Annotated in this window: 30 protein-coding genes and 1 tRNA gene; 20 read left to right on the top strand and 11 right to left on the bottom strand. The window is 38.2% G+C overall.

The genetic code is table 11. The features are described from left to right. Positions 1-128: 128 nt before the first annotated feature. Positions 129-719 carry a CYTH domain-containing protein gene (locus tag IE222_RS10050; RefSeq protein ID WP_191272346.1) on the bottom strand — a complete coding sequence of 197 codons (591 nt, stop codon included), beginning with the start codon at positions 717-719 and terminating at the stop codon, positions 129-131. Between the two features lie 104 nt (positions 720-823). Here IE222_RS10050 and IE222_RS10045 point away from each other — a divergent pair, with 104 nt between their 5' ends. The 4 genes from IE222_RS10045 to IE222_RS10030 are packed head-to-tail and all read left to right on the top strand — an operon-like array spanning position 824 to position 3,604. After that, entirely contained in the window at positions 824-1,183 is a 360-nt protein-coding gene (locus tag IE222_RS10045) for a UPF0738 family protein (RefSeq protein WP_191272344.1), read from the top strand. 22 nt (positions 1,184-1,205) lie between these two features. After that, positions 1,206-1,844, top strand: a complete 639-nt coding sequence (gene yjbM, locus IE222_RS10040) for a GTP diphosphokinase (RefSeq protein ID WP_275671455.1) — start codon at positions 1,206-1,208, stop codon at positions 1,842-1,844. Positions 1,845-1,888: 44 nt separating this feature from the next. Further along, positions 1,889-2,683, top strand: coding sequence for an NAD kinase (locus tag IE222_RS10035; protein ID WP_191272340.1), 795 nt, complete (start codon positions 1,889-1,891; stop codon positions 2,681-2,683). A gap of 21 nt (positions 2,684-2,704) precedes the next feature. Further along, on the top strand, positions 2,705-3,604 hold the full coding sequence (locus tag IE222_RS10030) for an RluA family pseudouridine synthase (RefSeq protein ID WP_191272338.1): 900 nt from the start codon (positions 2,705-2,707) through the stop codon (positions 3,602-3,604). Between the two features lie 27 nt (positions 3,605-3,631). On the opposite strand, the gene prpE is transcribed toward IE222_RS10030, so the two are convergent. Continuing rightward, positions 3,632-4,372, bottom strand: a complete 741-nt coding sequence (gene prpE, locus IE222_RS10025) for a bis(5'-nucleosyl)-tetraphosphatase PrpE (protein WP_191272336.1) — start codon at positions 4,370-4,372, stop codon at positions 3,632-3,634. A 60-nt stretch (positions 4,373-4,432) separates the two neighbouring features. Between prpE and IE222_RS10020 the strand changes: the two genes are divergently transcribed. The 3 genes from IE222_RS10020 to IE222_RS10010 all read left to right on the top strand — a co-directional run bounded on the left by IE222_RS10020 (position 4,433) and on the right by IE222_RS10010 (position 7,941). Beyond that, the gene (locus IE222_RS10020) at positions 4,433-6,304 is read left to right on the top strand and encodes a monovalent cation:proton antiporter family protein (RefSeq protein ID WP_191272334.1); all 1,872 of its coding nucleotides are present in this window, start codon (positions 4,433-4,435) and stop codon (positions 6,302-6,304) included. Positions 6,305-6,541: 237 nt separating this feature from the next. Further along, positions 6,542-7,312 carry an enoyl-ACP reductase FabI gene (fabI, locus tag IE222_RS10015; RefSeq protein ID WP_191272332.1) on the top strand — a complete coding sequence of 257 codons (771 nt, stop codon included), beginning with the start codon at positions 6,542-6,544 and terminating at the stop codon, positions 7,310-7,312. A 122-nt stretch (positions 7,313-7,434) separates the two neighbouring features. Beyond that, positions 7,435-7,941, top strand: a complete 507-nt coding sequence (locus tag IE222_RS10010) for a CotO family spore coat protein (protein ID WP_191272331.1) — start codon at positions 7,435-7,437, stop codon at positions 7,939-7,941. Positions 7,942-7,979: 38 nt separating this feature from the next. Here IE222_RS10010 and IE222_RS10005 read toward each other — a convergent pair whose 3' ends face one another. Continuing rightward, positions 7,980-8,498, bottom strand: coding sequence for a CotY/CotZ family spore coat protein (locus IE222_RS10005; protein ID WP_191272329.1), 519 nt, complete (start codon positions 8,496-8,498; stop codon positions 7,980-7,982). Positions 8,499-8,637: 139 nt separating this feature from the next. Here IE222_RS10005 and IE222_RS10000 point away from each other — a divergent pair, with 139 nt between their 5' ends. The 7 genes from IE222_RS10000 to spoVIF all read left to right on the top strand — a co-directional run bounded on the left by IE222_RS10000 (position 8,638) and on the right by spoVIF (position 12,251). Further along, a complete protein-coding gene (locus IE222_RS10000) occupies positions 8,638-8,997 on the top strand; it encodes a DUF1360 domain-containing protein (protein WP_191272327.1) in 360 nt (119 codons plus the stop codon). 312 nt (positions 8,998-9,309) lie between these two features. Next, on the top strand, positions 9,310-9,774 hold the full coding sequence (locus IE222_RS09995) for a sporulation protein (RefSeq protein WP_191272325.1): 465 nt from the start codon (positions 9,310-9,312) through the stop codon (positions 9,772-9,774). 15 nt (positions 9,775-9,789) lie between these two features. After that, positions 9,790-10,266, top strand: a complete 477-nt coding sequence (spoVAC, locus tag IE222_RS09990; protein ID WP_191272323.1) for a stage V sporulation protein AC — start codon at positions 9,790-9,792, stop codon at positions 10,264-10,266. After that, on the top strand, positions 10,266-11,285 hold the full coding sequence (gene spoVAD, locus IE222_RS09985; protein ID WP_191272321.1) for a stage V sporulation protein AD: 1,020 nt from the start codon (positions 10,266-10,268) through the stop codon (positions 11,283-11,285). Before spoVAC ends, spoVAD begins: the two co-directional genes overlap by 1 nt. Before the next feature lie 11 nt (positions 11,286-11,296). Beyond that, positions 11,297-11,653, top strand: coding sequence for a stage V sporulation protein AE (gene spoVAE, locus IE222_RS09980; protein WP_191272319.1), 357 nt, complete (start codon positions 11,297-11,299; stop codon positions 11,651-11,653). Positions 11,654-11,760: 107 nt separating this feature from the next. Further along, positions 11,761-11,877 (top strand): YjcZ family sporulation protein, encoded by a 117-nt coding sequence (locus IE222_RS09975; protein ID WP_191272317.1) that lies wholly within the window; start codon positions 11,761-11,763, stop codon positions 11,875-11,877. A 119-nt stretch (positions 11,878-11,996) separates the two neighbouring features. Beyond that, positions 11,997-12,251, top strand: coding sequence for a sporulation-specific transcription regulator SpoVIF (spoVIF, locus tag IE222_RS09970; RefSeq protein WP_191272631.1), 255 nt, complete (start codon positions 11,997-11,999; stop codon positions 12,249-12,251). An 18-nt stretch (positions 12,252-12,269) separates the two neighbouring features. Here the strand turns inward: spoVIF and IE222_RS09965 are convergent, their stop codons facing one another. The 5 genes from IE222_RS09965 to IE222_RS09945 all read right to left on the bottom strand — a co-directional run bounded on the left by IE222_RS09965 (position 12,270) and on the right by IE222_RS09945 (position 16,798). After that, complete coding sequence (locus IE222_RS09965) at positions 12,270-14,567, bottom strand: UvrD-helicase domain-containing protein (RefSeq protein WP_191272309.1); 2,298 nt, start codon at positions 14,565-14,567, stop codon at positions 12,270-12,272. 118 nt (positions 14,568-14,685) lie between these two features. After that, positions 14,686-15,108 (bottom strand): GNAT family N-acetyltransferase, encoded by a 423-nt coding sequence (locus IE222_RS09960; RefSeq protein ID WP_191272294.1) that lies wholly within the window; start codon positions 15,106-15,108, stop codon positions 14,686-14,688. A gap of 6 nt (positions 15,109-15,114) precedes the next feature. Then, on the bottom strand, positions 15,115-15,627 hold the full coding sequence (locus tag IE222_RS09955; RefSeq protein ID WP_191272292.1) for a YjcG family protein: 513 nt from the start codon (positions 15,625-15,627) through the stop codon (positions 15,115-15,117). 127 nt (positions 15,628-15,754) lie between these two features. Then, entirely contained in the window at positions 15,755-16,477 is a 723-nt protein-coding gene (locus tag IE222_RS09950; RefSeq protein WP_191272290.1) for an alpha/beta hydrolase, read from the bottom strand. 102 nt (positions 16,478-16,579) lie between these two features. Beyond that, a complete protein-coding gene (locus IE222_RS09945) occupies positions 16,580-16,798 on the bottom strand; it encodes a hypothetical protein (protein ID WP_191272288.1) in 219 nt (72 codons plus the stop codon). A gap of 186 nt (positions 16,799-16,984) precedes the next feature. On the opposite strand from IE222_RS09945, the gene IE222_RS09940 reads away from it, so the two are divergent. Together IE222_RS09940 and IE222_RS09935 are read left to right on the top strand one after the other, a co-directional pair. Next, positions 16,985-17,057 (top strand) — tRNA-Val (locus tag IE222_RS09940). Positions 17,058-17,265: 208 nt separating this feature from the next. Beyond that, positions 17,266-18,966 carry a LysM peptidoglycan-binding domain-containing protein gene (locus IE222_RS09935; RefSeq protein ID WP_191272287.1) on the top strand — a complete coding sequence of 567 codons (1,701 nt, stop codon included), beginning with the start codon at positions 17,266-17,268 and terminating at the stop codon, positions 18,964-18,966. A 164-nt stretch (positions 18,967-19,130) separates the two neighbouring features. Here IE222_RS09935 and IE222_RS09930 read toward each other — a convergent pair whose 3' ends face one another. Both IE222_RS09930 and IE222_RS09925 read right to left on the bottom strand, forming a co-directional pair. Continuing rightward, positions 19,131-19,769 (bottom strand): endonuclease III domain-containing protein, encoded by a 639-nt coding sequence (locus tag IE222_RS09930; RefSeq protein ID WP_191272285.1) that lies wholly within the window; start codon positions 19,767-19,769, stop codon positions 19,131-19,133. Between the two features lie 18 nt (positions 19,770-19,787). Further along, the gene (locus IE222_RS09925) at positions 19,788-20,642 is read right to left on the bottom strand and encodes a DNA-3-methyladenine glycosylase family protein (protein ID WP_191272630.1); all 855 of its coding nucleotides are present in this window, start codon (positions 20,640-20,642) and stop codon (positions 19,788-19,790) included. 177 nt (positions 20,643-20,819) lie between these two features. On the opposite strand from IE222_RS09925, the gene IE222_RS09920 reads away from it, so the two are divergent. From IE222_RS09920 to IE222_RS09905, 4 genes are all read left to right on the top strand, one after another. Beyond that, positions 20,820-21,335 carry a methylated-DNA--[protein]-cysteine S-methyltransferase gene (locus IE222_RS09920; protein WP_191272283.1) on the top strand — a complete coding sequence of 172 codons (516 nt, stop codon included), beginning with the start codon at positions 20,820-20,822 and terminating at the stop codon, positions 21,333-21,335. A 75-nt stretch (positions 21,336-21,410) separates the two neighbouring features. Next, positions 21,411-22,337: an aldo/keto reductase gene (locus IE222_RS09915; RefSeq protein WP_191272281.1), complete on the top strand. Its 927-nt coding sequence runs from the start codon at positions 21,411-21,413 to the stop codon at positions 22,335-22,337. Positions 22,338-22,513: 176 nt separating this feature from the next. After that, positions 22,514-24,499 (top strand): LTA synthase family protein, encoded by a 1,986-nt coding sequence (locus IE222_RS09910; protein WP_191272279.1) that lies wholly within the window; start codon positions 22,514-22,516, stop codon positions 24,497-24,499. Between the two features lie 124 nt (positions 24,500-24,623). Continuing rightward, the gene (locus tag IE222_RS09905) at positions 24,624-25,133 is read left to right on the top strand and encodes a CBO0543 family protein (protein ID WP_191272277.1); all 510 of its coding nucleotides are present in this window, start codon (positions 24,624-24,626) and stop codon (positions 25,131-25,133) included. An 82-nt stretch (positions 25,134-25,215) separates the two neighbouring features. Here the strand turns inward: IE222_RS09905 and IE222_RS09900 are convergent, their stop codons facing one another. Beyond that, entirely contained in the window at positions 25,216-26,385 is a 1,170-nt protein-coding gene (locus IE222_RS09900; RefSeq protein WP_191272275.1) for a pyridoxal-phosphate-dependent aminotransferase family protein, read from the bottom strand. Positions 26,386-26,479 lie beyond the last annotated feature (94 nt).

Below are 26,479 nucleotides of genomic sequence, written 5' to 3'. Positions count from 1 at the left end.
GCCTATTTCATATCACAAATTAATTGCCTTGGAAATGCACATTAAATCGTTTAATTATGTTATTAATGTATACAAAGTAATCTATTTTAGTAGAAATAGTTTCCTGAAGTAAGCATCTAATGGAAATGTCAGCTGCTGCTGGTTTGTTCGTATTTCTCCTGATAAAATCTGCGAATTTTGTTTTCTGTTTCCCGTATTGGAATCCCATAGTGCTTTAACAGCTTATGGAAGACTTCTTTTCCTTTTGGATAGTCCTCGACCTCAAATTCCAGTTCATAATCTTCCCTATTTAAATATAGGCTGTGGTCAAGGACAAGCAAACCAATTTCATATTCAACTTCAACACGATTTGTTACAAGTGAACCGAAGTATTGGATATCAGCTAACTGGACGCTATTCTCTTCCAAAATTTCTTCAATTTTTCCAGTAGGCAGTTTGCCAGCTTGGATTGCTTCAGCAGCTTCTTCTCTACTTAATAATTGATTGGTTTCCAGCAATCCGACTGGTGCCGGCTGCTTTAGTGTCATCTCAAATTGATCTTTCTTCCTGCGTATCCGCAGTGCAGAGCCGATGTTTTTTAGAGAAAACTTCAGTGTATCAAAGTAATGGTTTTCTTGAGTGAAAATTTCCTTTTTGTCAATATGAAATGCTTGGAGGAGCATTTCATATTCTTGTTTTGTCAGCATATTTTTAAATTCAATTTCTAGATTTTGCGTCATTAATATCAAACCTTTCATAAAGTTTCCTTTTGTGTCACAGCAACTCTTGGGAGAATCGTCTCCATTATGCTAAAATAAGGTTGAAAAAGGATAGGGGGAAGAAGATGAAGCAAAGATTAACTGTCTCAAAAGCTAGTATAACCGAAACAAAGCTGCAATTAGAAGTATCTGAATCACTCAGTGGTTTAATTCCCGCAGGGCAAATCCTCGTAGATTCTGAACAATATTCATTCATATATTTGATGGAGGATCAGGAGGATTATACATATATCGTTTTACCAGAACAAATTTGGTCTGAATTAAAAAGCGCCTTAGAGCAGGTGTTGCCTGTATGGCTGTCAGGATCTGATCAGGAGTTGGAATTACTCCATTTTCATGATGAATTAGGATTTATTATTGGCAATATAAAAGGTAACAGTAATTACGGAAAAGAAATGGTCGAAAAAGTAGAAGAAATTTTTTAAGATAGACATCGAGGTGGATTCAATGAAGCATTGGGACCAATTTTTAGCCCCATATAAACAAGCAATAGATGAACTGAAAGTAAAATTAAGGGGCATGAGAGGGCAATTTGACTTGGACTCGGATCATTCACCGATTGAATTTGTTACCGGCCGTGTCAAACCAATCGCCAGTATTCTTGATAAGGCGAACCAAAAAGGAATTCCACTAGATAAATTAGAAGAGGAAATACAAGATATTGCAGGGCTCCGGATTATGTGCCAGTTTGTTGAGGATATCCATCTGGTTGTCAAATTATTAAGAAACCGCAATGATTTCGACATCATCGAGGAAAGGGATTATATCTCACATAAAAAAACAAGCGGATACCGCTCATACCATGTCGTTATTCAGTATCCGGTTCAAACGATTCATGGAGAAAAGAAAATTCTTGCAGAAATTCAAATCAGGACGCTAGCAATGAATTTCTGGGCAACAATTGAACATTCTCTTAACTATAAGTATAAAGGTGTTTTTCCTTCTGATATTCAAATGCGTCTGAAGCGAGCGGCCGAGGCAGCATTTCGTCTAGATGAGGAAATGTCATTAATACGCGGGGAAATCAAAGACGCTCAGGCCTTTTTTACTCGAAAAAAAGAATTAAAGCAGCAAGAGAAAAGCTAATAAACGGTATTTGAAAGTATTTTTTCTACGAGGAGAATATTAAAATGAAATTTGCCATTACGTCAAAAGGAGATCAAAAATCGAATATTTTGATGCATAAGATAAGGACGTATCTACTCGACTTTGATCTCATTTATGATGAGGACCAGCCGGATATTGTTATTTCTATTGGCGGCGATGGCACGCTGTTATATGCTTTTCACCGTTACAGCAGCCGTTTAAGTAAAACGGCTTTCGTTGGAATCCATACGGGTCATCTTGGCTTTTATGCCGACTGGACACCTGATGAAATCGAAAAGCTGGTCATTGCGATTGCCAAAACCCCTTATCAAGTGGTCGAATATCCGCTCCTTGAGGTTATCATCCGCTATTCCCATGCCGGGAAAGAAGCAAGATACTTAGCGTTAAACGAATCAACCGTAAAAAGTATTGATGGAACACTAGTTATGGATGTTGAAATCCGTGGTCAGCATTTTGAACGTTTCCGCGGAGACGGGCTTTGTGTCTCCACACCTTCCGGAAGTACCGCTTATAATAAGGCTCTTGGAGGGGCGATAATACATCCGTCAATTTCCGCAATTCAGATTGCGGAAATGGCCTCGATTAACAATCGGGTGTTTAGAACAGTAGGGTCCCCGCTGATTCTTCCAGCGCATCATACATGCCTGCTGAAACCAGTCAATCGCTCGGATTTCCAGATCACGATTGATCACTTAACGCTGCTGCATAAGGACGTGAAATCGATTCAGTTCAGAGTACCGGAAGAAAAAATCCGTTTTGCCCGTTTCCGGCCGTTCCCATTTTGGAAAAGAGTACATGATTCATTTATCTCTGATTAAAAAGCGGCGGGGGGTATTCATATGACATCACGTTTTCAACTGAAGTGGGAAATCGATGATCACAATGCAGGCCTTTTGATTAAAGATTTCTTAAAAATAGAAGAAATTTCTCGGACGGCATTGACAGATATAAAATTTAAAGGCGGCAGCATCCTTGTCAATAAGGAAACGGTAAATGTTAGATATAAGCTTCAGACTGGAGACGAACTAATTGTCATTTTCCCGCTCGAATCACCAAGTGAAGGGGCAAAGGGAGAAGACCTCCCGCTTACCATTCTGTTTGAAGATGAATTTCTTGTTGTCATTAATAAGCCTGCCGGGATGAATACGATTCCTTCCAGAGAGCACCCTTCCGGAAGTTTAGCGAATGCCCTCGTCGGTTATTATGAAAAATTAGGTTTTTGTTCTGCACCGCATATTGTCACACGACTCGACCGAAATACTTCCGGTATTGTACTTGTAGCAAAGCATCGACATGTCCATCACTTATTCAGTTTAATGCAGCGAAAAGGTCAGGTGTACAGAACCTATGAGGCCATAGCAAGCGGTATAATTCCTGATGACAGCGGGACGATAGCAGCACCGATTGGCAGGAAAGAGGACAGCATTATTGAGCGGGAGGTTCGCGAAGATGGTCAATATGCATGTACTCATTATCAGGTGATAGAAAGACACCATAAATTTACTCATGTTGAACTCAAGCTTGAAACAGGCCGGACTCATCAAATTAGAGTACATATGTCTTATCTAGGCTATCCACTGATGGGCGATGATTTATACGGCGGTCCCACTAACGAAATGATGGACAGACAGGCACTCCACTGTAAAAAAATAATTTTCACACATCCATTAACACATGAGAAAATGATTTTTACGGCGCCGCTTCCTCCTGATATGGCAAGATATTTAAAGGCTGACTAGATAATAATCAGCCTTTTTTTATACTTTTCAATCAAATCGTTTAAATTTTTCCTCGATGTATGGCATAGTAGAAGGAACAGAAATTAGCTCCAATTCTGGATACCTTATTGCCGTTAATTTGCCGCCAAAAACTGCACCAGTGTCGATATTATAAGTATTGTTAATAATCCGCGGTTCTTTTACGGGGGTATGGCCATAGACAATGCAGGCTTTACCTTTATAGTCTTTAGCCCAATCCCTTCTTACGGGAGAACCATCTGGATGTTTTTCTCCGGTAATGTCTCCGTAAAGGACAAATGTCTTTACCTTTGCATATGGCTTTCCGATCAATTCCTGTTTAATGCCTGCGTGAGCAATTATAAGCTTTCCATTGTCCAAAACAGCATAAAGTGGTGCGTTTTCATACAGCTGAATAAATTTTTTACGAATGGTCTGCTGGTCCTTTCTATATAATGATTCATATTCTGCTACTGTTGTTTCAAGCCCATGAGTAACCTGAACTTTGTTGCCAAGAAAGTAGCGGTAAAGCTTGTTGCAATGGTTTCCTGGTGTATAGAGGGCCTTTTTGTGTTCGAATACTAGTTTCCAGACAACATCAACCACTTTTAGGGATTCAGGACCTCGGTCTGTTAAGTCGCCAACAAAGCCTAATATCCTGTTTTCTGAATGGAGAGGAATACCGCTTTTCCAATCATAGCCAAGCTGGCGTGTGAGTTCACTTAATTCTTGAAAACATCCGTGAATATCACCTATAATATCAATTTTCATATATGAGCCACCTTTTATTTGATTTTTAAAAAATGCCCATTTAAAGGAGGAGGAAGAAAAATGGAGCAGCATGTTTCCGTCATTTCATTGCTTATTGTGGTCACAATGGCATTTTTAACACCAATAATTTTACATCGATTGAAATTAAACTTTATACCTGTTGTTGTCGCAGAAATTATTATGGGTTTAATAATTGGGAAGAGTGGTTTTGATCTTGTGCATGAAGATATGTGGCTCTCAACTCTTTCGACCCTTGGCTTTATTTTCTTGATGTTTTTAAGTGGTTTAGAAATTGACTTTACTGCCTTCACTGGCAGTAAAAAACGCGAGGTCCTGCCTAATGGGAAAAAGGAACCGAATTCATTTGTTGTTTCATCAATCATTTTCTGCGGAATCTTCATCCTTTCCCTTGGTTTGTCCTACTTATTTGTGCTAGCGGGTTTTATTGAAAACGCGTTTTTGATGACACTCATTATTTCCACTATTTCGTTAGGTGTGGTTGTACCTACACTTAAGGAAGCACACTTAATGAAAACGGTGATTGGGCAGATTATTTTATTAATTGCCGTAATTGCAGATCTAGTGACAATGATTTTATTAGCCGTCTTTGTTTCCCTGTATGAACCACAGCATGAAAATACATGGCTTTTATTGGTTTTATTTGCGGCAGGCATTGTTCTTTATTTTGTTGGGAAAAGATTTAAAAATCGTACATTCGTTGCAACACTTTCAACCGGAACCGTGCAAATTGGCACGAGAGCAGTGTTTACTTTAATCATTGTATTAGTGGGTTTATCTGAGACGGTAGGCGCGGAAAATATTTTAGGTGCCTTCTTGGCAGGAGTTCTTGTTTCATTGTTATCCCCTAACCAGGAGCTGGTGCATAAGCTTGACTCATTCGGCTATGGCTTTTTAATTCCAATTTTTTTCGTAATGGTAGGAGTCGAGCTCGATATTTGGACTTTATTTAGTGAGAAAAAACTGCTAATGTTAATTCCGCTGCTGCTCATCGGATTATTAGTATCAAAGATTATCCCGGTGTACCTTCTGAAGATTTGGTATGATATGAAGACAGTTGTCTCATCAGCGTTTCTTTTAACTTCGACTTTATCACTTGTCATTGCGGCAGCAACAATTGGTGAGCGAATTGGAGTTATTACAGAACAAATGAAGGGGACATTAATCTTGGTGGCAGTCATCACCTCGATATTGACTCCAATTGTATTTAAAAAGCTGTTCCCGAAAGAAGTACTGGCAAATAGAAAAGTTCCGGTGGCTTTTCTGGGGGCTAATCAAATTACTCTGCCTGTATCATTAGAATTAAAATCTGGTCTTTATGATCCAATTTTATACCATCCTAAAATGGAAAAGGCGGAAAAGCAGGTATCTAATTCTCTCTTTGAAATTGAGGAGATTCCTGATTATTCGTTAGAGTCGATAGAGAACACAAGGGTTTATCAATCGGAGGTTGTCGTCATTTCTACCGGTGAAGAAGAGTTGAACGCACAATTAGCAATAGCTGCAAAAGAAAAGGGTGTACCAAGGGTTATTGTTAGAATTGAAAGCCCTGATTTAGAACAATCATTAAGGGAACATAATGTGGAAGTGTTTTCTTCATTTATGTCAACCAAAGCTCTGCTTCGGGCCCTGATTGAGTCACCAAATGTGATCAATATTCTAACTAATCAAGAAACGGGTCTATATGAAATTGTGATGAAGAATGAACATTTTGAAGGTATGTCATTGCGAAAATTTCCGTTTACAGGGGACGTTATCATCGTCCGTATTTTCCGCGGCAAGGACTCCATCGTTCCGCATGGTGATACAGAACTACAGATGTACGATCGTTTAATTGTTACTGGTACAAAGGAATACGTAGATGAACTGAAACGTGACTTGGAATTTAGCGAGGGTACGAAAAGTTTTTATTAAGATGGTTAAAAGTATAATTTCATTTTGAGAATTGTCCGGCTCAGCGCCTAGTCTCTCGAGGTCACAGGGCAATCCGTCAAGAAGCTAAAAGAACAACCTTCTCGATGGCTCGTCTTGTTCTTTGCGGGACTGACCGAGGCGCTTACGATTTTCTTTGTACTTTTCATTTTTGAGGAATTGGTGTAAAATTAGTACCAAGTACTAATATCAGTTGATAACCTAGGAGGACATTTAAAAATGACTTTTTCTTTAGCTGGAAAAACATTTGTAGTAATGGGAGTAGCCAATAAACGCAGTATTGCTTGGGGAATTGCCCGGTCACTTCACGACGCCGGTGCCCGTCTAGTTTTCACGTATGCAGGTGAAAGATTAGAGAGCAGCGTACGTGAGTTAGCAGATTCATTGGAGGCTGAGGGAACCCTTGTCCTTCCATGTGATGTAACAAGTGATGAAGACATCGCAGCATGTTTTGCACAAATTAAAGAAACTGCAGGCACCATCCACGGTGTAGCCCACTGTATTGCGTTTGCTAAAACAGAAGAGCTAAAAGGCGAGTATTTGAATACAACAAGAGACGGCTTCCTGCTTGCACATAATATCAGCTCTTATTCTTTAACAGCCGTTGCAAAAGAAGCACGCAGCTTAATGACAGAAGGCGGCAGCATCGTTACCTTGACATATCTTGGAGGCGAACGTGCCATTAAAAATTACAATGTTATGGGTGTAGCGAAGGCATCGCTTGATGCGAGCGTCCGTTATTTAGCAGCTGACCTTGGAAAAGACGGAATTCGAGTAAACTCCATCTCTGCTGGTCCGATTCGTACTTTGTCAGCAAAAGTAATTGGTGAATTCAATACGATTTTAAAGAATATTGAAGATAATGCACCGCTAAGAAGAACCACTACACCTGAAGAGGTTGGCGACACAGCTGTTTTCCTATTCAGCAATATGTCCCGCGGCATAACAGGCGAAAATATTCACGTAGATTCAGGATATCATATTTTATAATCTTAAAAAGCCCGCACATCGCGGGCTTTTTTGTGTGTATTAACAAAAAATTAACCGTTAACCCGAATAGGCCTCTTGCATACATATAAAGTGTAGGAAGTCCGCAACTGGAGGTGATGTCGATGTCAAAAAAGAAAGCTAAAGGACCATTACTGTTTATCAATCAGACTTATAGAAGAACAGAATTTAACTCTAATATGCAGGAAGTTTATACAAGTAAGCCGGTAATAGAAGACACGGTTGAAGAGGAAAAAGCTGTTCCAGAAAAAATAATAAAAGCAGCTTCAAAATTAGGGGATTTCCACGAACCTATCCCGATAGAAATAGACAAACCAAACAATCGTCCAGGTGCTGTGGATATAAAGCCTAAGGAAAAAATCCATTCGGCTTTAAAGCGGGTAACACCATTTAATGAACTGGATATAAGAGAGCGAATTGATTATTTACTCAATATTCCCAAAGTGCTTCCGCCAGTCCCATGCGTGTTTTATACTGCAAATAAAAATTACCAGGGTTATCTCACTGCTTCTGAAGAAAACCAGATCACCATTCAATTTCATAATAAATCAACCAAAACGATACCAATCGATGAAATAAAAAACATTATCATGATTGGATTAAAAAAGTAAAAAGATATGGCCAGCCGATTTAACGACTGGCCATTTGATTAGTGGCAAATTCCTAAATCTACATCAGCGATACATTGGATGGCACAGAAGCAGCTTAAGTCAACTGTAACGCAATCATTTGTAGCTTGGAAGGCAGTAACTTCGCATACTGCTGAGAGGTTGACACAGCACCCAGCCTTACTAGCGGTAGAGATTAGATTCACTGGGATAAAATTGCCAGAAGCGTCAGTTCTTCCAGGTGCTAATACGCGAAGTGTAGCACAGCAGTTATCAAAAACATCTTCTACTCGGAAATAGATGGATACGCATGTAGGATTGTTGTTTTCGAAAAAGAATGCATTAAATGGCGTTCCGTCTGCCGTCTTTAGAACAAACACCCGTGTATCTGCTTGTGTTGTTGTAGGTGATACTAGCGAACCAAGCGGCTCGTTGAAACAGCTGGTACATGGCTGGCATTCTTCTGCAGCAACGGCTTGTTGGAGATCATTAATTGCGCGGACTACTTGGCACACACAGTTCTCTTTGCTAAATTCGTGGTGAGATTTTCCACAACCCATTTATTTTTCCTCCTTAACCCGTAATATATCTTACATTACTAACATATTTCACGACAGCCATTTGGGTTACGGACAATTGCCTTATTTAGCAAAAATTAGGCGGTTTCATTATATTAGGCAAAAAAGGTGGGACAGACTTATGGAGAAAATTACACTTTTACAACTGCTAATCTTGTCTTTTGCCAGCTTTAGGTTAACAAGACTATTCGTTTTTGATAAAATCACCGAATTTATACGGAATCCATTTTTTGATGAAGTCAAAGAAGAGAATGAAGAAGGTGAAACGGAAGTTTATTATATACCTAAGCAAACGGGGGTGAAGCGTTTTTTTGGTGAACTTCTCAGCTGCTATTGGTGTACTGGAATATGGATGACTATACTTATTGTCAGCCTTTATTTTCTTTTACCAGTATATTCTGAACCGGTAATACTGGTTTTGGCTATTGCTGGTATTGCTTCGATGATTGAAACAATTATTCAACAAATTATGGAAAAATGAGGATTTTTGCCTCAGACAAGACTATCTTTTCTTTCATATCCTAACTAGAGAGAACAATCCGTTATTACAAGGGGAGAAGAGAATGAAGAAGAAGAAAACGGGCACAAAAACTGTTAAGGTCAATCAATCATCTAATTTGGTCAAGAAAAAAGGCTGCGGCTGTGGGAAAAAGACAAGTAAATAAATGATGAAACTGCTGGAGATCCTCTAGCAGTTTTTTATTTTCAAACATAGTTTGTCATAATTTTAACCAATGTGAAAAAACTATATGGTACTGATGGTAGATTTTTATGGAAAAGGGGAAGGAATTATATGTTCAAAATTAGTCATTTGCTCTTAGTTACTAGTATATTCCTGTTAGCCGCCTGTAATCAAAACCAGGAGGTGAAGGATAGTCAATTAGCCCTTATGAAAACAACTAACCCCGGACCTGTGGTCACCGATAGTCAGGGGCAAAACTTAGGGGAGAAAATTAAAAAGGATGTAAGTTCATATTCACAACTTTATGATGTAGCTGTTGTGAAAGGCAATAAAAATAATCTTGTTGTTTATAAGGTTAAGCATTTGCAGCGTTTTCGAATGAAAAAAATTGAAAAAAATGTGACAAAGATGCTGGAAAAGAAATATCCGGATGAGAAATTTACCGTTTCTAGTGACTATAAAATTTTTCTTGAAGCAGTCAGATTGGAGGAAAAAATTAAGTCGGGGAAATTCTCTGAAAAGAGAGCAGAAAGGCGTTTACAAGAGATCGTAAAAATGACCGAAGAAATGAAGTAAGAAAGGAAGAAAATTATGGCAAGTAAACAAAAGAAAATGACCCCACAGCAGCAAAATTATCAACAGCTCCAGCAAAAGCATGAAATTAAAAGACCGGTTCTAAAAAATTGCATTAAAGCTTTTTTTGTTGGCGGCTTATTTTGTGTGGTCGGTCAGGCCGTTAGTTACTTTTACATTTATTTTTTTAATTTTACAGAACAGAGTGTGGGCAATCCAACAGTCGCAACCATGGTGTTTTTCTCGATGTTATTAACAGGATTTGGTGTTTACGACCGAATTGGACAATTTGCCGGAGCAGGCAGTGCTGTACCCGTAACAGGATTCGGAAATGCTGTAATTTCAGCATGTATTGAGCATCGAACAGAAGGTTTTGTCCTTGGAGTTGGCGGGAATATGTTTAAACTCGCCGGTTCTGTAATTCTATTTGGGGTATTTTCGGCATTTGTGGTTGCACTAATCAAAACGTTACTGAAAATCTGGGGGGTTTTGTAATGTTAAAGGGACATCAGACATGGGTCTTTGACAAACGGCCTATGATTTCGGCAACGGGTGTAACGGGAGGACCATTTGAAGCAAACGGCAAACTGGGAAATGATTTTGATCTTCTATTCGAAGATCTATGGATTGGACAAGATTCCTACGAAAAGGCACATCGAGTTCTAATCGAAGAAGCTGCAAAAATTGCCTTAAAAAAGGGAAACATTGAAAAAGAACAGGTACAGTTTTTATTTGCTGGTGATTTAATCAATCAGATAACGCCAACTAACTTTGCGGCAAGAACATTACAAATACCATATTTTGGTCTGTTTGGTGCTTGTTCAACATCAATGGAAGGCTTGGCATTAGCTTCCTTTGTGATAAATTGCCAAGGGGCGAATTATATTTTAACTGGGGCTGCCAGCCATAATGCAGCGGCTGAGAGGCAGTTTCGTTATCCAACTGAATACGGTGGACAAAAGCCCCCTACAGCCCAATGGACGGTGACTGGAGCGGGGGTTGCGCTTCTTCAGTCAAACGATCCGGAGATAAACATGCCAGTCACAACGTCAGCAACGATTGGAAAGGTCATCGATATGGGATTAACCGATCCCTTTAATATGGGCGGTGCAATGGCACCTGCCGCTGCGGATACCATCATGGCTCATTTTCGTGACATGCAGTTAGATCCTTCTTATTATGATCTTATAATTACAGGAGACCTTGGGAGAATTGGACATGATACTGCTTTTGAATTAATAAACAAAAGTGGTTTAAAGTTAGAACGAAAACAATTCCAAGATTGCGGCTTAATTATTTATAAAGAAGACCAGCCGGTTCAATCTGGGGCAAGCGGTGCAGGCTGTTCAGCAACTGTTCTTTATGGTCATTTGCTTAATGAAATGAAAAAAGGTACATATAAGCGAATATTAGTTGTAGCTACAGGTGCTTTATTATCGCCGCTAAGCTTTCAGCAAAACGAGTCAATACCATGTATTGCACATGCAGTGTCAATTGAAATAAATCATAAATAGGGGTGAGCTCTTTGTTTGCAATGTTTTTTTGGGCATTTGTCGTCGGCGGTTTAATTTGTGTTATCGGCCAGCTATTATTCGATGTAGCCAAATTAACACCGGGCCATACATTAAGCCTGCTTGTTGTAGTTGGAGCTGTTTTAGATGGATTTGGTTTATATGAGCCTTTGGTTGATTTTGCTGGAGCAGGTGCAACCATTCCCATAACGAGCTTTGGTAACTCGTTAGTTCACGGGGCCCTTCAGGATGCCAATGCACATGGATTGATTGGTGTTTTAACCGGAATGTTCCAAGTAACCAGTTCAGGAATTTCTGCAGCCATTGTGTTTGGCTTTATAGGTGCTCTTATTTTTAAGCCTAAAGGATAAATGCTCATTTTTTATTCTATTGTTTCATAAGCTTGCCCGTGCCTATACACATCGTTTAGTGATTTCATATGTTATTAATGAGATTACTAAAGTGAGGTGACTCAAATATGTGCTTTTATGGCGGCGGCTACGGATATGGCGGTGGCTTTGGCTACGGCGGTAGTTTCGTATTAATCGTTGTATTGTTTATTCTATTGATCATTGTTGGCGCAAGCTGGTATTAATTTACCGTAATAGAGTAAACGGAGGAATGGGTTGGTCATTATGGCCAGCCCTTTCTTTGCACCATTTTCCATCTCCTTCATACAATAAAGTAGTTTATGAAGGAGTGTGAGTTTTGACCATGGATAATGGTTTTTTTAAGAATATTGAAAAGAAAACCGGCGTGAATATGAAAGATGTCTTCGAATTAGCTAATTCCTTACAGCATGCGAATTTTAAAGATGAAAAAACGGTTCGCAACGTCATTAAAAAAGTTTCCAGACTTGCGAATAAACCAGTCAGCAGAGATTTGGAAGATCAAATTGTAAAAACGATTATTAATGATGGAAGTAAGCTGGATTTTAATACTATTTCCAATATGATTAATAAAAAATAAACAAAAAGGCCGTTTCCCTTATTGGAAATTGGCCTTTTTGGTCTTTGTAAGTAATGGCCTTAGAAACCTTGAGCAGGCCGCAGTTTTTCCACGCCGATTTTCTGGAACTGAGATTAGCAATTCATCCCGTGCGCGAGTCATTGCCACGTAAAAAAGTCTTCGTTCCTCCTCAATTTCGGAAAAATCCCCATTTCTTGAGCTTTCCAAGGCAAAATCGTGAGGGAGGCTGCCATCAACTGCTCCTAATAGATATACAATTTTATATTCAAGTCCTTTTGCCCTATGAATCGTACTGAGCGTAATAGCATCTGTAAAATGTTTACTCAATTTTTTAATTTCCTGATTCATTGCTGACATATGCTCAGCATGGGCTAATAATTCCTCAATTGTATTGAAGCCTTTAGCTGCTACTTTTAAGTCTTTAAGATCGTCTGAGCCTTTATCAACCTGATTCGATTCATTGCCTCGTTTTTTTAGAAAATCTAGATAGCCAATTTTTTTCTCAATCTTTTCAATTGCTTTAACGGGTGATAATGACTTAAGGCTCCGAATAGCAGGAACCGCCTTTTTTAATTTCTTTTCCTGGAAAGCGTGAGTTGTGTTCAAATGTGTTAATGCCTCAAGAAAACTACAGTCTTTTAGGATACTGAGAGCCTTGATTTCTCTTAACATTGCCTGTTTTAAAAATAAAATTGGTAATATATCGGACATGCAGCCGGCATCATCCTCATTCAAGCTGACCTTAAGAAAGGACAGGGCACATCTTACAATATAGCGGTCATAAAAGGACTCTGTATCCTGATCAACTTTAAACGGCAGGTTAGAACTTGCCAATCGCTCGAATACAGCTCGAGAGCCTGCATTTGTTCGGTAAAGAATTGCAAACTCAGACGGATTCGCTCCATTTAAAATACGTTCCTGTATATCCGTGACAATCATTGTCGCTTCTTCCTCTTCATCATAGGAAAAAAACACGACGGGTGAATTCCCGCTTGAAAACTGGGCCTTCATTCGTTTTGGCCTTCTGTTTTTATTAGAAGCGATCATCTGATTGGCTGCAGTGACAATCTCATGTGCAGAACGGTAATTTTGCTCTAGAGTGATCACTTTAGCAGAAGGAAAGTCTTTTTCAAAATCGAGTAAATAACCTGGGTCACTGCCTCTAAAGGAATAAATCGCTTGATCGTCATCTCCGACGGCACAAACATTTTGATGTTTACCTGATAATAGTTTCATCAGTTCATACTGTACCTTATTTATATCCTGAAACTCATCAATTAAAAAATATTGAAAACGATCCTGATAATAGTCGAGAATATCCGCGGAGTTGCTTAACAGTTGGTAACAGCCTAGGAGCATATCATCAAAATCAAACAGGCCGTTATTCTGCTTGTACTCCTCATATTTTTTATACAAAAAGAGGACGTTTTCATCCCAATCCGTCAAGGGCTTTATATCCTGGGGCATCATAAGTGAGTTTTTCCAATATCCTATTTGCTGAAGTGCAGCATCATAGGCAAACTCCTTTTCCGAAATATCCCGCTCTTTTCCAGCTTCTTTCAAGATCTTGTCCCGCTGCCATTCTTTCTTTAGCAGCTTTTCATTTGCCCAATTTGCCCCATCATGAAACATCAGAATCCGATAAAAAATACTATGAAATGTACCTGTAACAAGCTGGTAAACCTGATCTCGTTTTATTTCAGGATAGGAAAGCAGGCGATTCTTTATTTCAGCTGCAGCTTTTGAAGTAAAGGTGACAAGCATAATGGATCGCGGGTCACTGCCTTTAAACTTAAGCAAATAGGCTGTTCGGGCAGTTAACACCCGCGTTTTGCCGCTTCCGGCACCTGCAAGAACCAATAATGAACCATTTGTCTCCGTTACGGCCTCTGCTTGATTTTTATCAAGGGTTACTCCGCTTTCTGCCAAAAGCTGAAGATAAGGTGAATGCGATGGGAGATCGGTATTATTTGTTTTGTTAAAAGAAATAGTCGATTGAATTTTTCTAGATTGCTTAAAAAGATTAACTGAATTTGCTGTTTCTGTGATGGTTCGCCCTTGAGGAATCCGAAAACCGCCTCTTTCTGTAAAATGATGGATGATCTGTGTTGGAGCTGGTTCAGGGCATTTCTTCACTGGTGCATAAATATGATAAAAATGGGGCTCTCGTTGTATACCAAGAAACAATTGGATTGTTTCTTTACAGGTGGGACAGTGTAATTCGCCATTTTTCCCTGCAGTATATATTTTTTGATATTCTTCTCGATTCAATTGATCGAGAGAAATAGTCTGTTTTTGGTAAATTGCTGATTTCATATTCAATACCTCTATTATGAAAATGACACATATTCTATCATATCAAACCACAAGGAATGCGGAAAGGTTATTTCGATATAAAAAGCACTTGCTGCATAGAAACAGCAAGTGCATTTCCTTAAACGTTTTTCATCATCGTTTTATGTGGGATACCGGCATCCATAAATTCATTCGAAATGACTTTATAACCAATCTTTTCATAAAAAGGAACAGCATGGGTTTGGGCGTTAAGTTTCAGTTTATGAATGCTGCTGTCGACGGCGTATGCTTCAATGGAATCCATTATGGCTTTTCCAGCGCCATGCTTACGCGCATTTTTCAACACACAAATGCGTTCAACCTTACCGAAACCGTCAATAACACGGAATCTTCCAGCGCCTATTGGTAACCCATTATTGTACATTACAAAATGTACAGAGTCTTCCTCATATTGATCAATTTCTTCTTCTATAGGAACGTGCTGCTCCTCTACAAATACAACTCTTCTTACTGAATATGCATCCTCTAATTCTTGCTGACTTTCCACGACTTTAACTGTCACGTTAACCTATTCCTTTCCGAGACGAAATGTTTCATAAACGGTCCAAGAACCATTTTCTAGTTGATAGAGAAGGTGGAAGCGGTCAATCGCTTCCTCATGATTGATTTTTGTCATCCGAAGTGCTCCGTATACATCCGAATGTTCATCATTGGAAAGCTTCTGGCCGATTGTGATGTGCGGGACAAACGCATAATCGGACCTGTGCTCGCTAAATTCTTTTTTGATTTCCGCATGCAGCTTAAGAAGTTCTTCAACCGGTTCAACTTTTAGATAAATCGCATTGTTTACTGGGTGAAAAGAACTGATTTTAGCAGTTTTTAATGTGAATGGATTGGCATTACGTGATATTTGCTGTAATCTTTCAGCGAATTCTCTTGCATCCTCCTCGGTGGCATCAAAAGCATTTAATAAAGTTAGGTGTGGAGGAATTAGGTCGTAGTGCGGATCATAACGTTTACGATAGGAATTTGCAAAGTCTTGAAGATTTTTGGATGGAAAAATAACAACGCCGAATTTCATAGAACTACCTCCAATAAAAAAGATTTTCTATCAAAAGCCGGAAATTCCAGCTTGATTAAACTTATAAAAGGCTTCTTAATATTATAGCAAATTTTCTAAATATAAGAAATAAATATCTGTTCAGCTGCTAAAACATCATTTTCAAAGCACGTTTTAAATCAGGCTGCCAGTAGGTCCAAGTATGATTGCCTTCGAATTCTTCATAAAAATAGGAAAAAGGTCGCGTTATTAGTAATTTTGCAAGCTCACGATTTGGTGTGAGAAAGTCACTTAGTTTACCGTCGGTTGTTTTTACCTCTGTTTCCAGTGTTCCGATGACATGGTAAATTTCTAATAGTTCAGCTGATTGGAAATTTTTGGCCAAATCAATAATCTGCTCGTCTACATACGGTGATTGCAGCAATACTTTCCCAAAGGTATGAGGGTAATGAAGAGCTGTCATTAACGAGACAGCAGCACCAAGGGAATCACCAATCAGTGCTCGAGTGGAGCCCATATGGTAGGTAGGAAATTCTTGCTCTAAATAGGGTACCAGTTCATGGGCGAGAAAACGTATGTATTGCTTGTTTTGTGAGCCATCAGGATGATATTTACGACGCCGGTCTTGAACATTTTTATACGGTACCCCGACAATTATTAAATTTTCAATTTCCTTTTTAAATAGAAACTCATCAGCCAATCTTCCGATTCTGCCCAGTTGAAAATAATCCCGGCCGTCTTGGGCGATTAATAGAGAGTATTTATAAAGCGGTGAGAAGTTTGCGGGCAGATAAATAAGTAGCTGCAAATCTTCGTTTAGTTCTTGACTGTGAATGGTTAGTTCTTTAATGGTGCCTCTTGGATAATCCATATGAAAAATCCCCCTGTGTGCGATAGTTACAAAATGAATTTTAACATAATAAATGAGGAAATGCAGAATGGTGCATATTTAGATTTTAGGGGGCAGCGGGGATTAGTGCAGGTATTTTGAATGATTCTCAGGCATAATGGAAAGGATATTTTCGCGTTTAAAGGTACGGATTTGCTTTCTCAGCAGACAGTAGGCACGAATGTATTGATCATTTACTTCTTTAATAATCAATTTTCGCTGTGTGATTTCCTGGTTTTTATTTAGATAAATCATCTCTAACGGAATATGCTGTTCAATTGATCGGATAAACAATCCATCCATTTGAATCACTCCTTTCCTTTAGTACTACTATATTCGAACGTTAGTTCTTTATACAACAGAAATTAAGAACTAACGTTCTTGTTAATATTATGTGTGCATTCCATATTTTATTATTTTTGTTTTTTGTTATTTTATTATTGACTTTTTTAGCTTTTTCACTATAATTAAATTTGTAGCTTAATAAGGGATCTGTTAGCTCAGCTGGGAGAGCGCAACCTTGACAGGGTTGAGGTCGGGGGTTCGAACCCCTCACAGGTCATAATGAGTAATCCTAACATTTTAGATGTTAGGATTTTTTGTCTTTTTAATTCTCCGTTTGCAAAATCTCCTCTTTTCATCCTAATTGTCCGATAAATTAAATTTTTATTTGTAGTAAAAGGACAGAAAACTGAACAGAACTCCGAATATACTTTATGGGAGATTAGTTTGATAGTATACATAAAGATTTGAGGGAGAAATAGGTTACGATGACTAAAGGATTATTTGTAAATGGTGAATTAGAACTAATGAAAAAAGAAATTTTCACTAAAAGCAGGCAGGTAATAGAGGTACCGGTTTTTACTTCAAGAATGCAAAAACGTGAATATTATCAAAGCGTAAATACCTTTGATATTCGAAATGCATTAGATATTAAAGGCTTGCTAAAAGAAATTCGTGCGAATTGGAGTACATATGTTTCACAGGTTAGCAAATGGATTCAAAAAAATCCTGTAAAAAGGATGGTTGTTACTGGTATTTTTACCGTTGTATTTGGGTGCTATGCAAGCGTTTCAAATGCAGAATTTATTCAAGAATACGTTTATCAGGTAAAAAGTGGCGAAAAGATTGAAAAAATTGCAAAAGAACATGGTGTAACAGCACAAGAAATATTAGATGCCAATGGATTAGGTTCAATTGATGGTAAAAAAATTCTATTACCAAAAGTACATAACAGAATTGTAACTGCAACAATACTAAATATTCGATCTCTCCCAAACACTGAGAGCAGCATTATTGGAAAATTTAAAAAAGGTGATGTAGTAAAGGTTGTATTTGTAAAAAACGGCTGGGCAGGCATTCTGATTAAAGGAAGAGTATGCTTTGTGAAGGTCGATTATCTTACTCAAAAACAAGCAGCTGCTACAATTACAAATCAAATGAGTTCATCAATTAAATCTCAAGCAAAAACAATGTATGTAATAGCAGACTCGTTAAGAGTGAGAGAAGATGCTTCTATAAGCAGTGCTGTAGTAGGTTCGTTAAAATTAAATGAACGTGTGTCTGTTATAAAAAGTTCATATGGGTGGGCTCAGATTAAATTCAATGGAAAAACAGCATTTGTAAATGAAGCATATTTGACTAATTATGAAGCAATAAAAACAAAAAATGAGTCAAATAAAAACAACAGTAAACCGTCTGAATATGTAATAAAAAGCGGTGATACATTTACAAAAATCGCTAAAGAATTAGGGACATCTGTCCTATCAATTCAGGAACTAAATCCAACAGCAGACTCAGCAAATTTGAAAATTGGACAAAAAATTAAAATCCCTGCTACTGCTAATAGTACATATGCCAAAACTCAAGCAAAAACAATGTATGTAAAAGCTGATTCGTTACGAGTAAGGGAAGCAGCCTCAATAAGCAGCGGTGTTGTAGGTTCATTAAAATTAAATGAACGAGTGTTAGTACTAAAAAGGTTATATGGTTGGGCTCAGATTAAATTCAATGGTCAAACAGCGTATGTAAATGAAGCGTATTTAACTAATTACGAACCACTAAAAACAAAAAATGAGTCAAATAAAAACAGCACTAAAACCAAAAGTTCATCTGAATATGTAATTAAAAGCGGTGATACATTTACAAAAATAGCTAAAGAATTAGGGACCTCTGTTTCATTGATTCAGGAACTAAATCCAACAGCAGACTCATCAAAATTGAAAATTGGTCAAAAAATCAAAATCCCGACTTTAACAGCATCTATTGATGTTCAAATAAAAGAAATAGCTCGAATAGCAGGAATAGACCCTAAGGGAACTTTCCGTTTTATCACGCTTGACGGGAAGAACTATGCAGCAAAAGCTTCAGGCGATATGATAAATGAATTATTTCAACATCAAGGGGAGATAGCAACACTAACACTTACAGGAAAAAGAGGTCAAGTAATGACTTTAGTATCTCTTCAATAAATAATGTAGGAGTAGGCGCATGAATTTTTCATACGCCTATTTTTTTATTTATTTTTCTAAATGAAATAAGTGACACTGTAATTATTCAAAAACGAATTAGGAAGTTTAATGAACGCGCGAAAGTGAAAAAACGCAGAGAAGCACACATTGAAAGGTACAATCGTTCACGCAGGTTTTCGTATGCAATTTCCAAACAGCGGGCATCCGACACAGACAGGTGTTTTTCTGCAATGCTCCTTCGCGTGTTCAACAAGCAAGGCGTGATATTCATTATAAAGCATCAGCTCCTTAGGAAGCACAGCTTCAAACAGCATTCTAAAGTCATCATATGAATCTGGCATATCATATCCAAGGCGGTAAAAAATCCGCCTTGCGTATGCATCGGCGATAAAAGTTGGGAAATCAAAGGCATAGAGCAGGATTACGCCGGCAGTTTCGGGACCAATCCCCTTTATGCTAAGCAGTTCCTCTCGTATTGTAACCCGATCTATTTTTTTGATCTGTTGAATGTCATAATCATAGGTTTTAAACCATTCCATATAAGACTTAATCCGCTTCGCCTTTATATTGAAGAACCCGCTTGGCCTTATTAATTCGGCCAGTTCCTCGCCCGAAATTTTCTCAAGCTTTTCAGGTTCTAAAAAAGGCTTCAAATTAGTCAGCGCCTTTTCCACATTGCGCCAGCTTGTATTTTGCACAAGGATGGCCCCAATCATCATTTCAAATGCGGATTCAGCCGGCCACCACCCCTGTGGACCATAGTATTCATATAATTTATTAAATATCTTTAGAAAATCGTGCATTATAAAACTCCAATTTCATCAGTAATTGACCCGCCATAAATAAAAAGTAGCGTACGCCTGCCAGGGAGCCCACTTTGCCGATAGCGCTAGAAGTTCCTCTTTGGAAGGCTTTTTTTCACCAGAAGTCAGCCGTTTTATCGAGTTATGCAGCCCGACGTCATCAATTGGAAAAGCAGAAGTAAATCGCAGGCAGCGCATTAGCAAGTAATTCGCCGTCCAAGGACCAATCCCGCGAATCTTAATTAAACTTTTTTCTGCTTCCTTAAGCGACCCCAATCCCAATAATTTCTCCTTAGATAATTCCCCGCTTGCCATTAATTGAGCAATGCCAATAATAAACTCGCTTTTCCTTCTGGTCATTTTAATTTGAGCCATATCATCAGGTGTCAATTGTGCAATTTGTTTATGAGAGGGAAAAATCCAATACTTCCTTCCGCTCCATTCGATAAAATCACCATATTTTTCAACAAATTGCCTTTTTAATGTGTAGGCAAATGCTAGATTAATTTGCTGTCCGAGAATGCCCCAGCAAAGCGCTTCAAATAAATCGGGAACACCGATTACCCGTAACCCAGAAAAGTTTTGAACTGGCTCTTTTAGAAGTTGATCTGCCTTTGCCATTTTATAAAATGGCGTTAGATCTCTGTCAAGATCAAACCATTCGCGGATGTAGGCGGCAACGTTAGCACCATCTGGTTTGCTAGTTTTAAACCCATTAACAAACCGGACAATCATCTGATTTTGTTCATTCACGTTTAACCGCACTAAGTGCCTATTTTCCCCAACAACAATAACTCTTGTAACGGTCTCATTTTCAACCTCAAACATGCATTCATTCTTATTTCGCTTAAGATAGGCAAGGTTTGCCTTCATGTTAAAATCTGCTGGGAGATCAATAATAATGCAGTCATTGTCAATATGCCAGCCATCAATAATGTGTACTTCTCTTTCCACAGGCGTTCCTCCATATGTTTGATAAAAATTATACTGTTAAAAGACATCGGGTTATTTTAATTTTACGTTATAATAAAAGAATGGGGGTGAGTTATTATGAAAGAACAAAATCCGGTTCAAATCTATTGGTCACTATTAAATCATAAAAATTGGAAAATGTATATTGCCGCCACTTCAAAAGGGCTTTGTTATGTTGGTTCTCACAATCAACCTTTTGAGGAATTAGCAGAATGGTCAGTAAAGCATTTTCCAGATACTCCTCTTGTTGAAGAGCATGAAAAATTAAAGCCATTTGCGAAAGAAATGGTTCAATATCTTGATGGAAAGCGAAAGAGCTTTACGATTCCTTTTGATTATCACGGGACAGAATTTCAAACAGCTGTCTGGAATGCCCTGTGTAAAATACCGTATGGTGAGACTAAATCTTATTCGGACATTGCAAACTTTATAAATAAACCAGCTGCTGTCCGGGCTGTTGGGACTGCCATTGGGGCAAACCCGATATTAATCACGGTTCCATGTCACCGTGTCGTCGGGAAAAACGGTAAACTGACGGGTTACCGAGGCGGCCTGGAAATGAAAAAGCAGTTGTTGGAAATCGAGAAGTCTTGATGTAAGTCAAGTTTATTAAACCATTTAACATGTACCCTAATAGTATAAAAATTACTACTGAAAGAAGGAGTCCATTTGAAATACATAAGTATCGCAAACACTGATATCGAAGCTTCTAACTTAATTATGGGCAATATGCGTTTAACTGAGCTCAAAATTCCGGAAGCGGAAAAATTAATTCGTACAGCAATGGAGGAGGGAATTAATTTCTTTGATCATGCCGATATATATGGGCAAGGACGTTGTGAAGAAATTTTTTCCGAAGCGATTCAAATGAATTCATCCATTCGCGAAAAAATGATTTTACAAAGTAAATGCGGGATTATATCGTCTAAAGGCTATTTTGATTTTTCAAAGGAGCATATCATTAGCTCCGTTGATGGAATATTGAAGAGGCTAAGAACGGAATATCTTGATATCCTCCTATTGCATAGGCCAGATCCATTAATGGAGCCGGAAGAAGTAGCGGAAGCGTTTGAAGAGCTAAGAACAGGCGGCAAGGTTAAATACTTTGGGGTATCAAACCATAATCCGATGCAGATTGAACTGTTGCAAAAATATATACAGAATAAACTTGTGATCAACCAGCTTCAGTTCAGCATTGCCCATACTCCAATGATTGACTCAGGAATCACTTTGAATATGAAGAATGACCAAGCTATTAACCGTGATAGCAGCATTCTCGAATATTGCCGGCTGAAAGATATTACCATTCAAGCATGGTCGCCGTTCCAGCACGGTTTCTTTGAAGGGACATTTCTTGGTGATTTAGAAAAATTTCCGGAGCTTAACAAAACGATTAATAGGATTGCAGATAAATATGGCATCACAAATACAGCCGTTGCTGTTGCGTGGATTACACGCCATCCGGCTAATATTCAAGTAGTACTTGGAACCACTAATCCTAACCGCATGAGAGATGCCTGTAAAGGCGCAGAGATTTTATTAACAAGGGAAGAATGGTACCAAATCTATAAAGCTGCGGGAAATATTGTTCCATAAAAAGTAAAAATTTTCCTTATAACTTTTCTCATTTTGTAAATACTATAAATATCATAAAATACACAGCAAAAATTAAATGCTTAGGCACTCAGGAGAGAGTGCCTTATTTGATTTAAATATGTTACCGTTTTTGTTAAAATAGAAACAACCAATAAGAGGTGAAGAGGTGATTCCAAATGAGAAAGGTTTTGAAAGCGGATTCTTTATTTTTTTATATCATTATTTCTTTATTGTGGATGGAGGTCATCTTTCGGGTATCAGTGATGATACAATCTTTTTCCTTTGATATCGTCATCTCATGCGTTTTTTTACTCTCTTTTGCGTTCCTGTTTTTCTTCCTCTGCAGCTTTTTTAATAGGAAGGCTGGTTTTTTCCTTTCCGTATGCCTCCTTGCACTGTCATCGTTTATTTACGCTTCGCAATTTATTTATTTCAAGTTTTTTAAGACTTACTATAGTTTATACTCCGCAAGCAATGGAGGGCAGATTGTTGAATTTTGGAGAGATATTGCGGTTTTTGCCGGTGAGCATTCTATAGTGTTATTCCTATTTTTTGCCCCGGTTTTGTTTCTTGTAGTTTTCGGTAAAAAAATGCTTGTTTTTAAATCCTGCAGTACTGTTAATAAGCTTTCCGTAGCCTGCTGTATGCTTTTTGCTCATGTAACAGGTATTGCCGCTGTCTACGCTGGCGGTAAAGCGCAAAATTCAGCTTATGATTTATATTTCAAAAATAGTTACTCTCAATTGTCTGTCGAAAGATTAGGCCTGCTGACGACGATGAGGCTGGACTTGCAGCGCCTTATCACCGGATGGTCTCCTGAAGTCGAATTAGCGGTACCTCATGGCTCTAAATATATTCCTGCAACCCCGCCTTCCGAGAGTTTAAAAGAAAATCCAAATGAGCGGGAAGCATCAGGGAAAATTGTTGAATATAATACGTTGGATATAGATTTTGCAAAATTTGCTGCCAATGAAAAAAATCAACAACTTAAAGAAATGCATCAATATTTTGAGCAGGTTCAGCCGACAGCCAAAAATAAATATACAGGGAAATATAAAGGATATAATTTAATCCTCATTACCGCGGAAGGTTTTTCACCTTATGCTGTCCATAAGGATGTTACCCCGACATTATATAAATTGGTGAATAACGGTTATCGGTTTACAAATTTTTATAACCCGCTTTGGGGGGTTAGTACATCTGACGGTGAGTATGTTGCCTGTACCGGGTTAATTCCTAAGAGCGGAGTTTGGAGTTTTAAACAATCAGGAAAAAATTATCTTCCCTTTGTAATGGGGAATCAGCTGCAAAAACAGAATTATAAAACAATGGCTTTTCATGATCACTCTTATACATATTATGGCAGGAATGTTTCTCATCCTAATATGGGTTATGAGTATAAGGCGGTAGGAAATGGGCTGGATGTCAAGAAAACCTGGCCTGAATCGGACCTGGAAATGATGGAAAAAACAATACCAGAATACATTGATAACCAGCCCTTCCATACCTATTACATGACCGTAAGCGGTCATATGCAGTATTCCTTTACCGGAAATTATATTGCCTATAAAAATAAAAATCTTGTGCAGAATTTGCCTTATTCAGAACAAGCAAAAGCGTATATTGCTACACAGGTTGAACTGGACCGCGCATTAAAATATTTATTGGATCAGCTTGAGGAGGCGGGGATTGCTGACAAAACCTTAATTGCCCTTAGTCCTGACCACTATCCATATGGATTGGATATGAAAACCATTAATGAACTTGCTGGACATCCAGTTGAGAAAAATTTTGAATTATATAAAAGCACCTTTATTCTTTATTCAAAAGGGATGAAACCAACGACGGTGAAAAAACCGATTTCAAGCTTGGATATTATTCCAACCATATCAAATTTACTGGGTCTTAAATATGATTCACGGCTGCTAATGGGGCAAGATATTTTTTCCAACACTAAACCTCTGGTAATTTTCTCCAATAAAAGCTTTATAACTGAAAGAGGAAGATACAATTCGGTAACTAACCAATTCATCTCTAATAATGGTAAAACAGTAAGTAAGGACTACATAAAAAAAATGTCCGCAATTGTGGAAGAAAAGTTTTATTATTCCGCAAAGATTCTTGAAACGGATTATTATCGAAGGATTTTAGCAGAGAATTAATCATTTTTAAAGCTTGAAAACAGCTAATTTGAGTTGTTTTCAAGCATTTTTTCATTAAAATATTAATCCTGCGAAACTTTGGAAGAGAAATGGAAATAATATAGTTACTTGTATAGCTTTAGGGGTGAGAGCAATCTATCAAATAGTAGTTGCCATTTGGTCATTAACAGCATCATTTTTAAAGGGGGATTGGAAAAACTTAGATAAATATTACCCCACGTTGTTATATTTCTCAATTGGAAATCTTTCATATGAATATATTGCCCATTTTAATTTTCATCTATGGAAAATGGATGGAAAGGGTCTTTTTCCAGAAATTATTGCGGATTTTATCCTGCTTTTTTTAATCGCTGTTCCAGCAATTTTGATTTATTTATCCAATTATCCAGATGCTCCTAAAAGAAGGATTCTCCATATCATGAAATGGATATTGATTTTTACAACGGTTGAGTGGATTGGCGGGAAATTTTTTGGGGTCATTAAATACGAAAACGGCTGGAACATTTGGTGGTCGTTCATATTTAATCTTGTCATGTTTCCGATGCTAAGACTGCATTATATATCTTATAAAAAGGCTCTGCTATGCAGTATTCCATGTGTAGTGTTTTATTTGTATTGGTTTGATTTTATTTGAATAACTTCTAGCTAGAATGAAATGAGGAGTAAATGGAACTCCTCATTCTAAGTATTGTTGTATGCTCAAAAGCGTGTCCTAGTTATTTTGTACAATGAGAAATGGTCTCGATAAAACGTTCTGCTGCTTGACTGGAATCGACAGAATGTCCTAGCTCGTTTAAAGTTTCACCAATTAACATGATTGCTTTTTCAAGCATTTGCTCCGTTGTATTTCCCATGTGGCCAATTCGAAATGCTTTTCCTGCTAAATGAGCAAGTGCTCCTGAAACAATCAGCCCTTTTTTCGCAAGAGCAGCGCGGAAGGCAGCATCATTTACTCCTTCTGGGTAAAGAATACAACTAAGTGTAGCAGCAGCAACATTTTCCTCAGCTAATGCGGTCATGCCAAATTCCGCAAGGGCAGCGCGAACAGCTTTCCCATATGCCTCGTGACGCCTGTACCGTTTTTCTAATCCTTCTTCAAGCACCAGCTTCATACCCTCATCATAGGCATAAATTAGATTCACAGGCGGTGTAGCAAAATATTTCGAAGGGTCATTCATAATTGGCATCCAATTATAAATATCACAGTAATAAGCAGGTAATCGCTCAATTTTTTCCCTTGCTGAAAGCGCCGATTGATTAAAAGCGACAATTGCCAGTCCTGGAGGTACGCCGATTGCTTTTTGTGACCCTGTTAGTACAACATCTATTTTAAATTCAGGATTTCCATAGGTTTTGCCCATATCTTCTTCCATCGCTGCAGTTGCACAAACACCATCAAGGATAACCAGTGCACCATGCTTTTTTATGATGGGAACTAATGTGTTTAAATCAGCTGCAACACCGGTAGAGGTGTCTGCATGTGTAATTGTAACCGCTTTAATTTTTTCTGCGGAAAGCTTCTTTTGCACTTCTTCAGGAGAAACTCGCTTCCCCCATTCTGCTTGAAGGACATCCACTTCAATCCCAAAAGCTTTTCCTAATTGAATGAAGCGGTCCCCAAAGTAACCATGACTTATGACGAGTAGTTTTTCTCCTGCACTCACAGTATTTACTACTGCCATTTCCATTGCCAATGTTCCAGAACCTGAAATGACAAATACCTCACCATCTGTATTTAACATTTCTCTTGTTTTTTCAATTGCATTCCGGTAGATGGAAACAAACCTTGGGTCTGTGTGACTTTGAGTTTCCTCAGCCAAGGCATCGTAAATAGAATCTACAACAGGTGTCGGTCCAGGTATGAGCAGCATTTCTTTATTCCGCATTATATAATCCTCCCCTATAAATAATTGTTACAATATACCACTTCTATACTTAGTATCAAAATCCTCTTTCTTTTTCTTAATTAATACATTTGAT

This window comes from Neobacillus kokaensis, from assembly GCF_014656545.1.
Lineage (GTDB): Bacteria > Bacillota > Bacilli > Bacillales > Cytobacillaceae > Neobacillus > Neobacillus kokaensis.
This window is presented reverse-complemented; position numbering and strand designations above follow the sequence as displayed.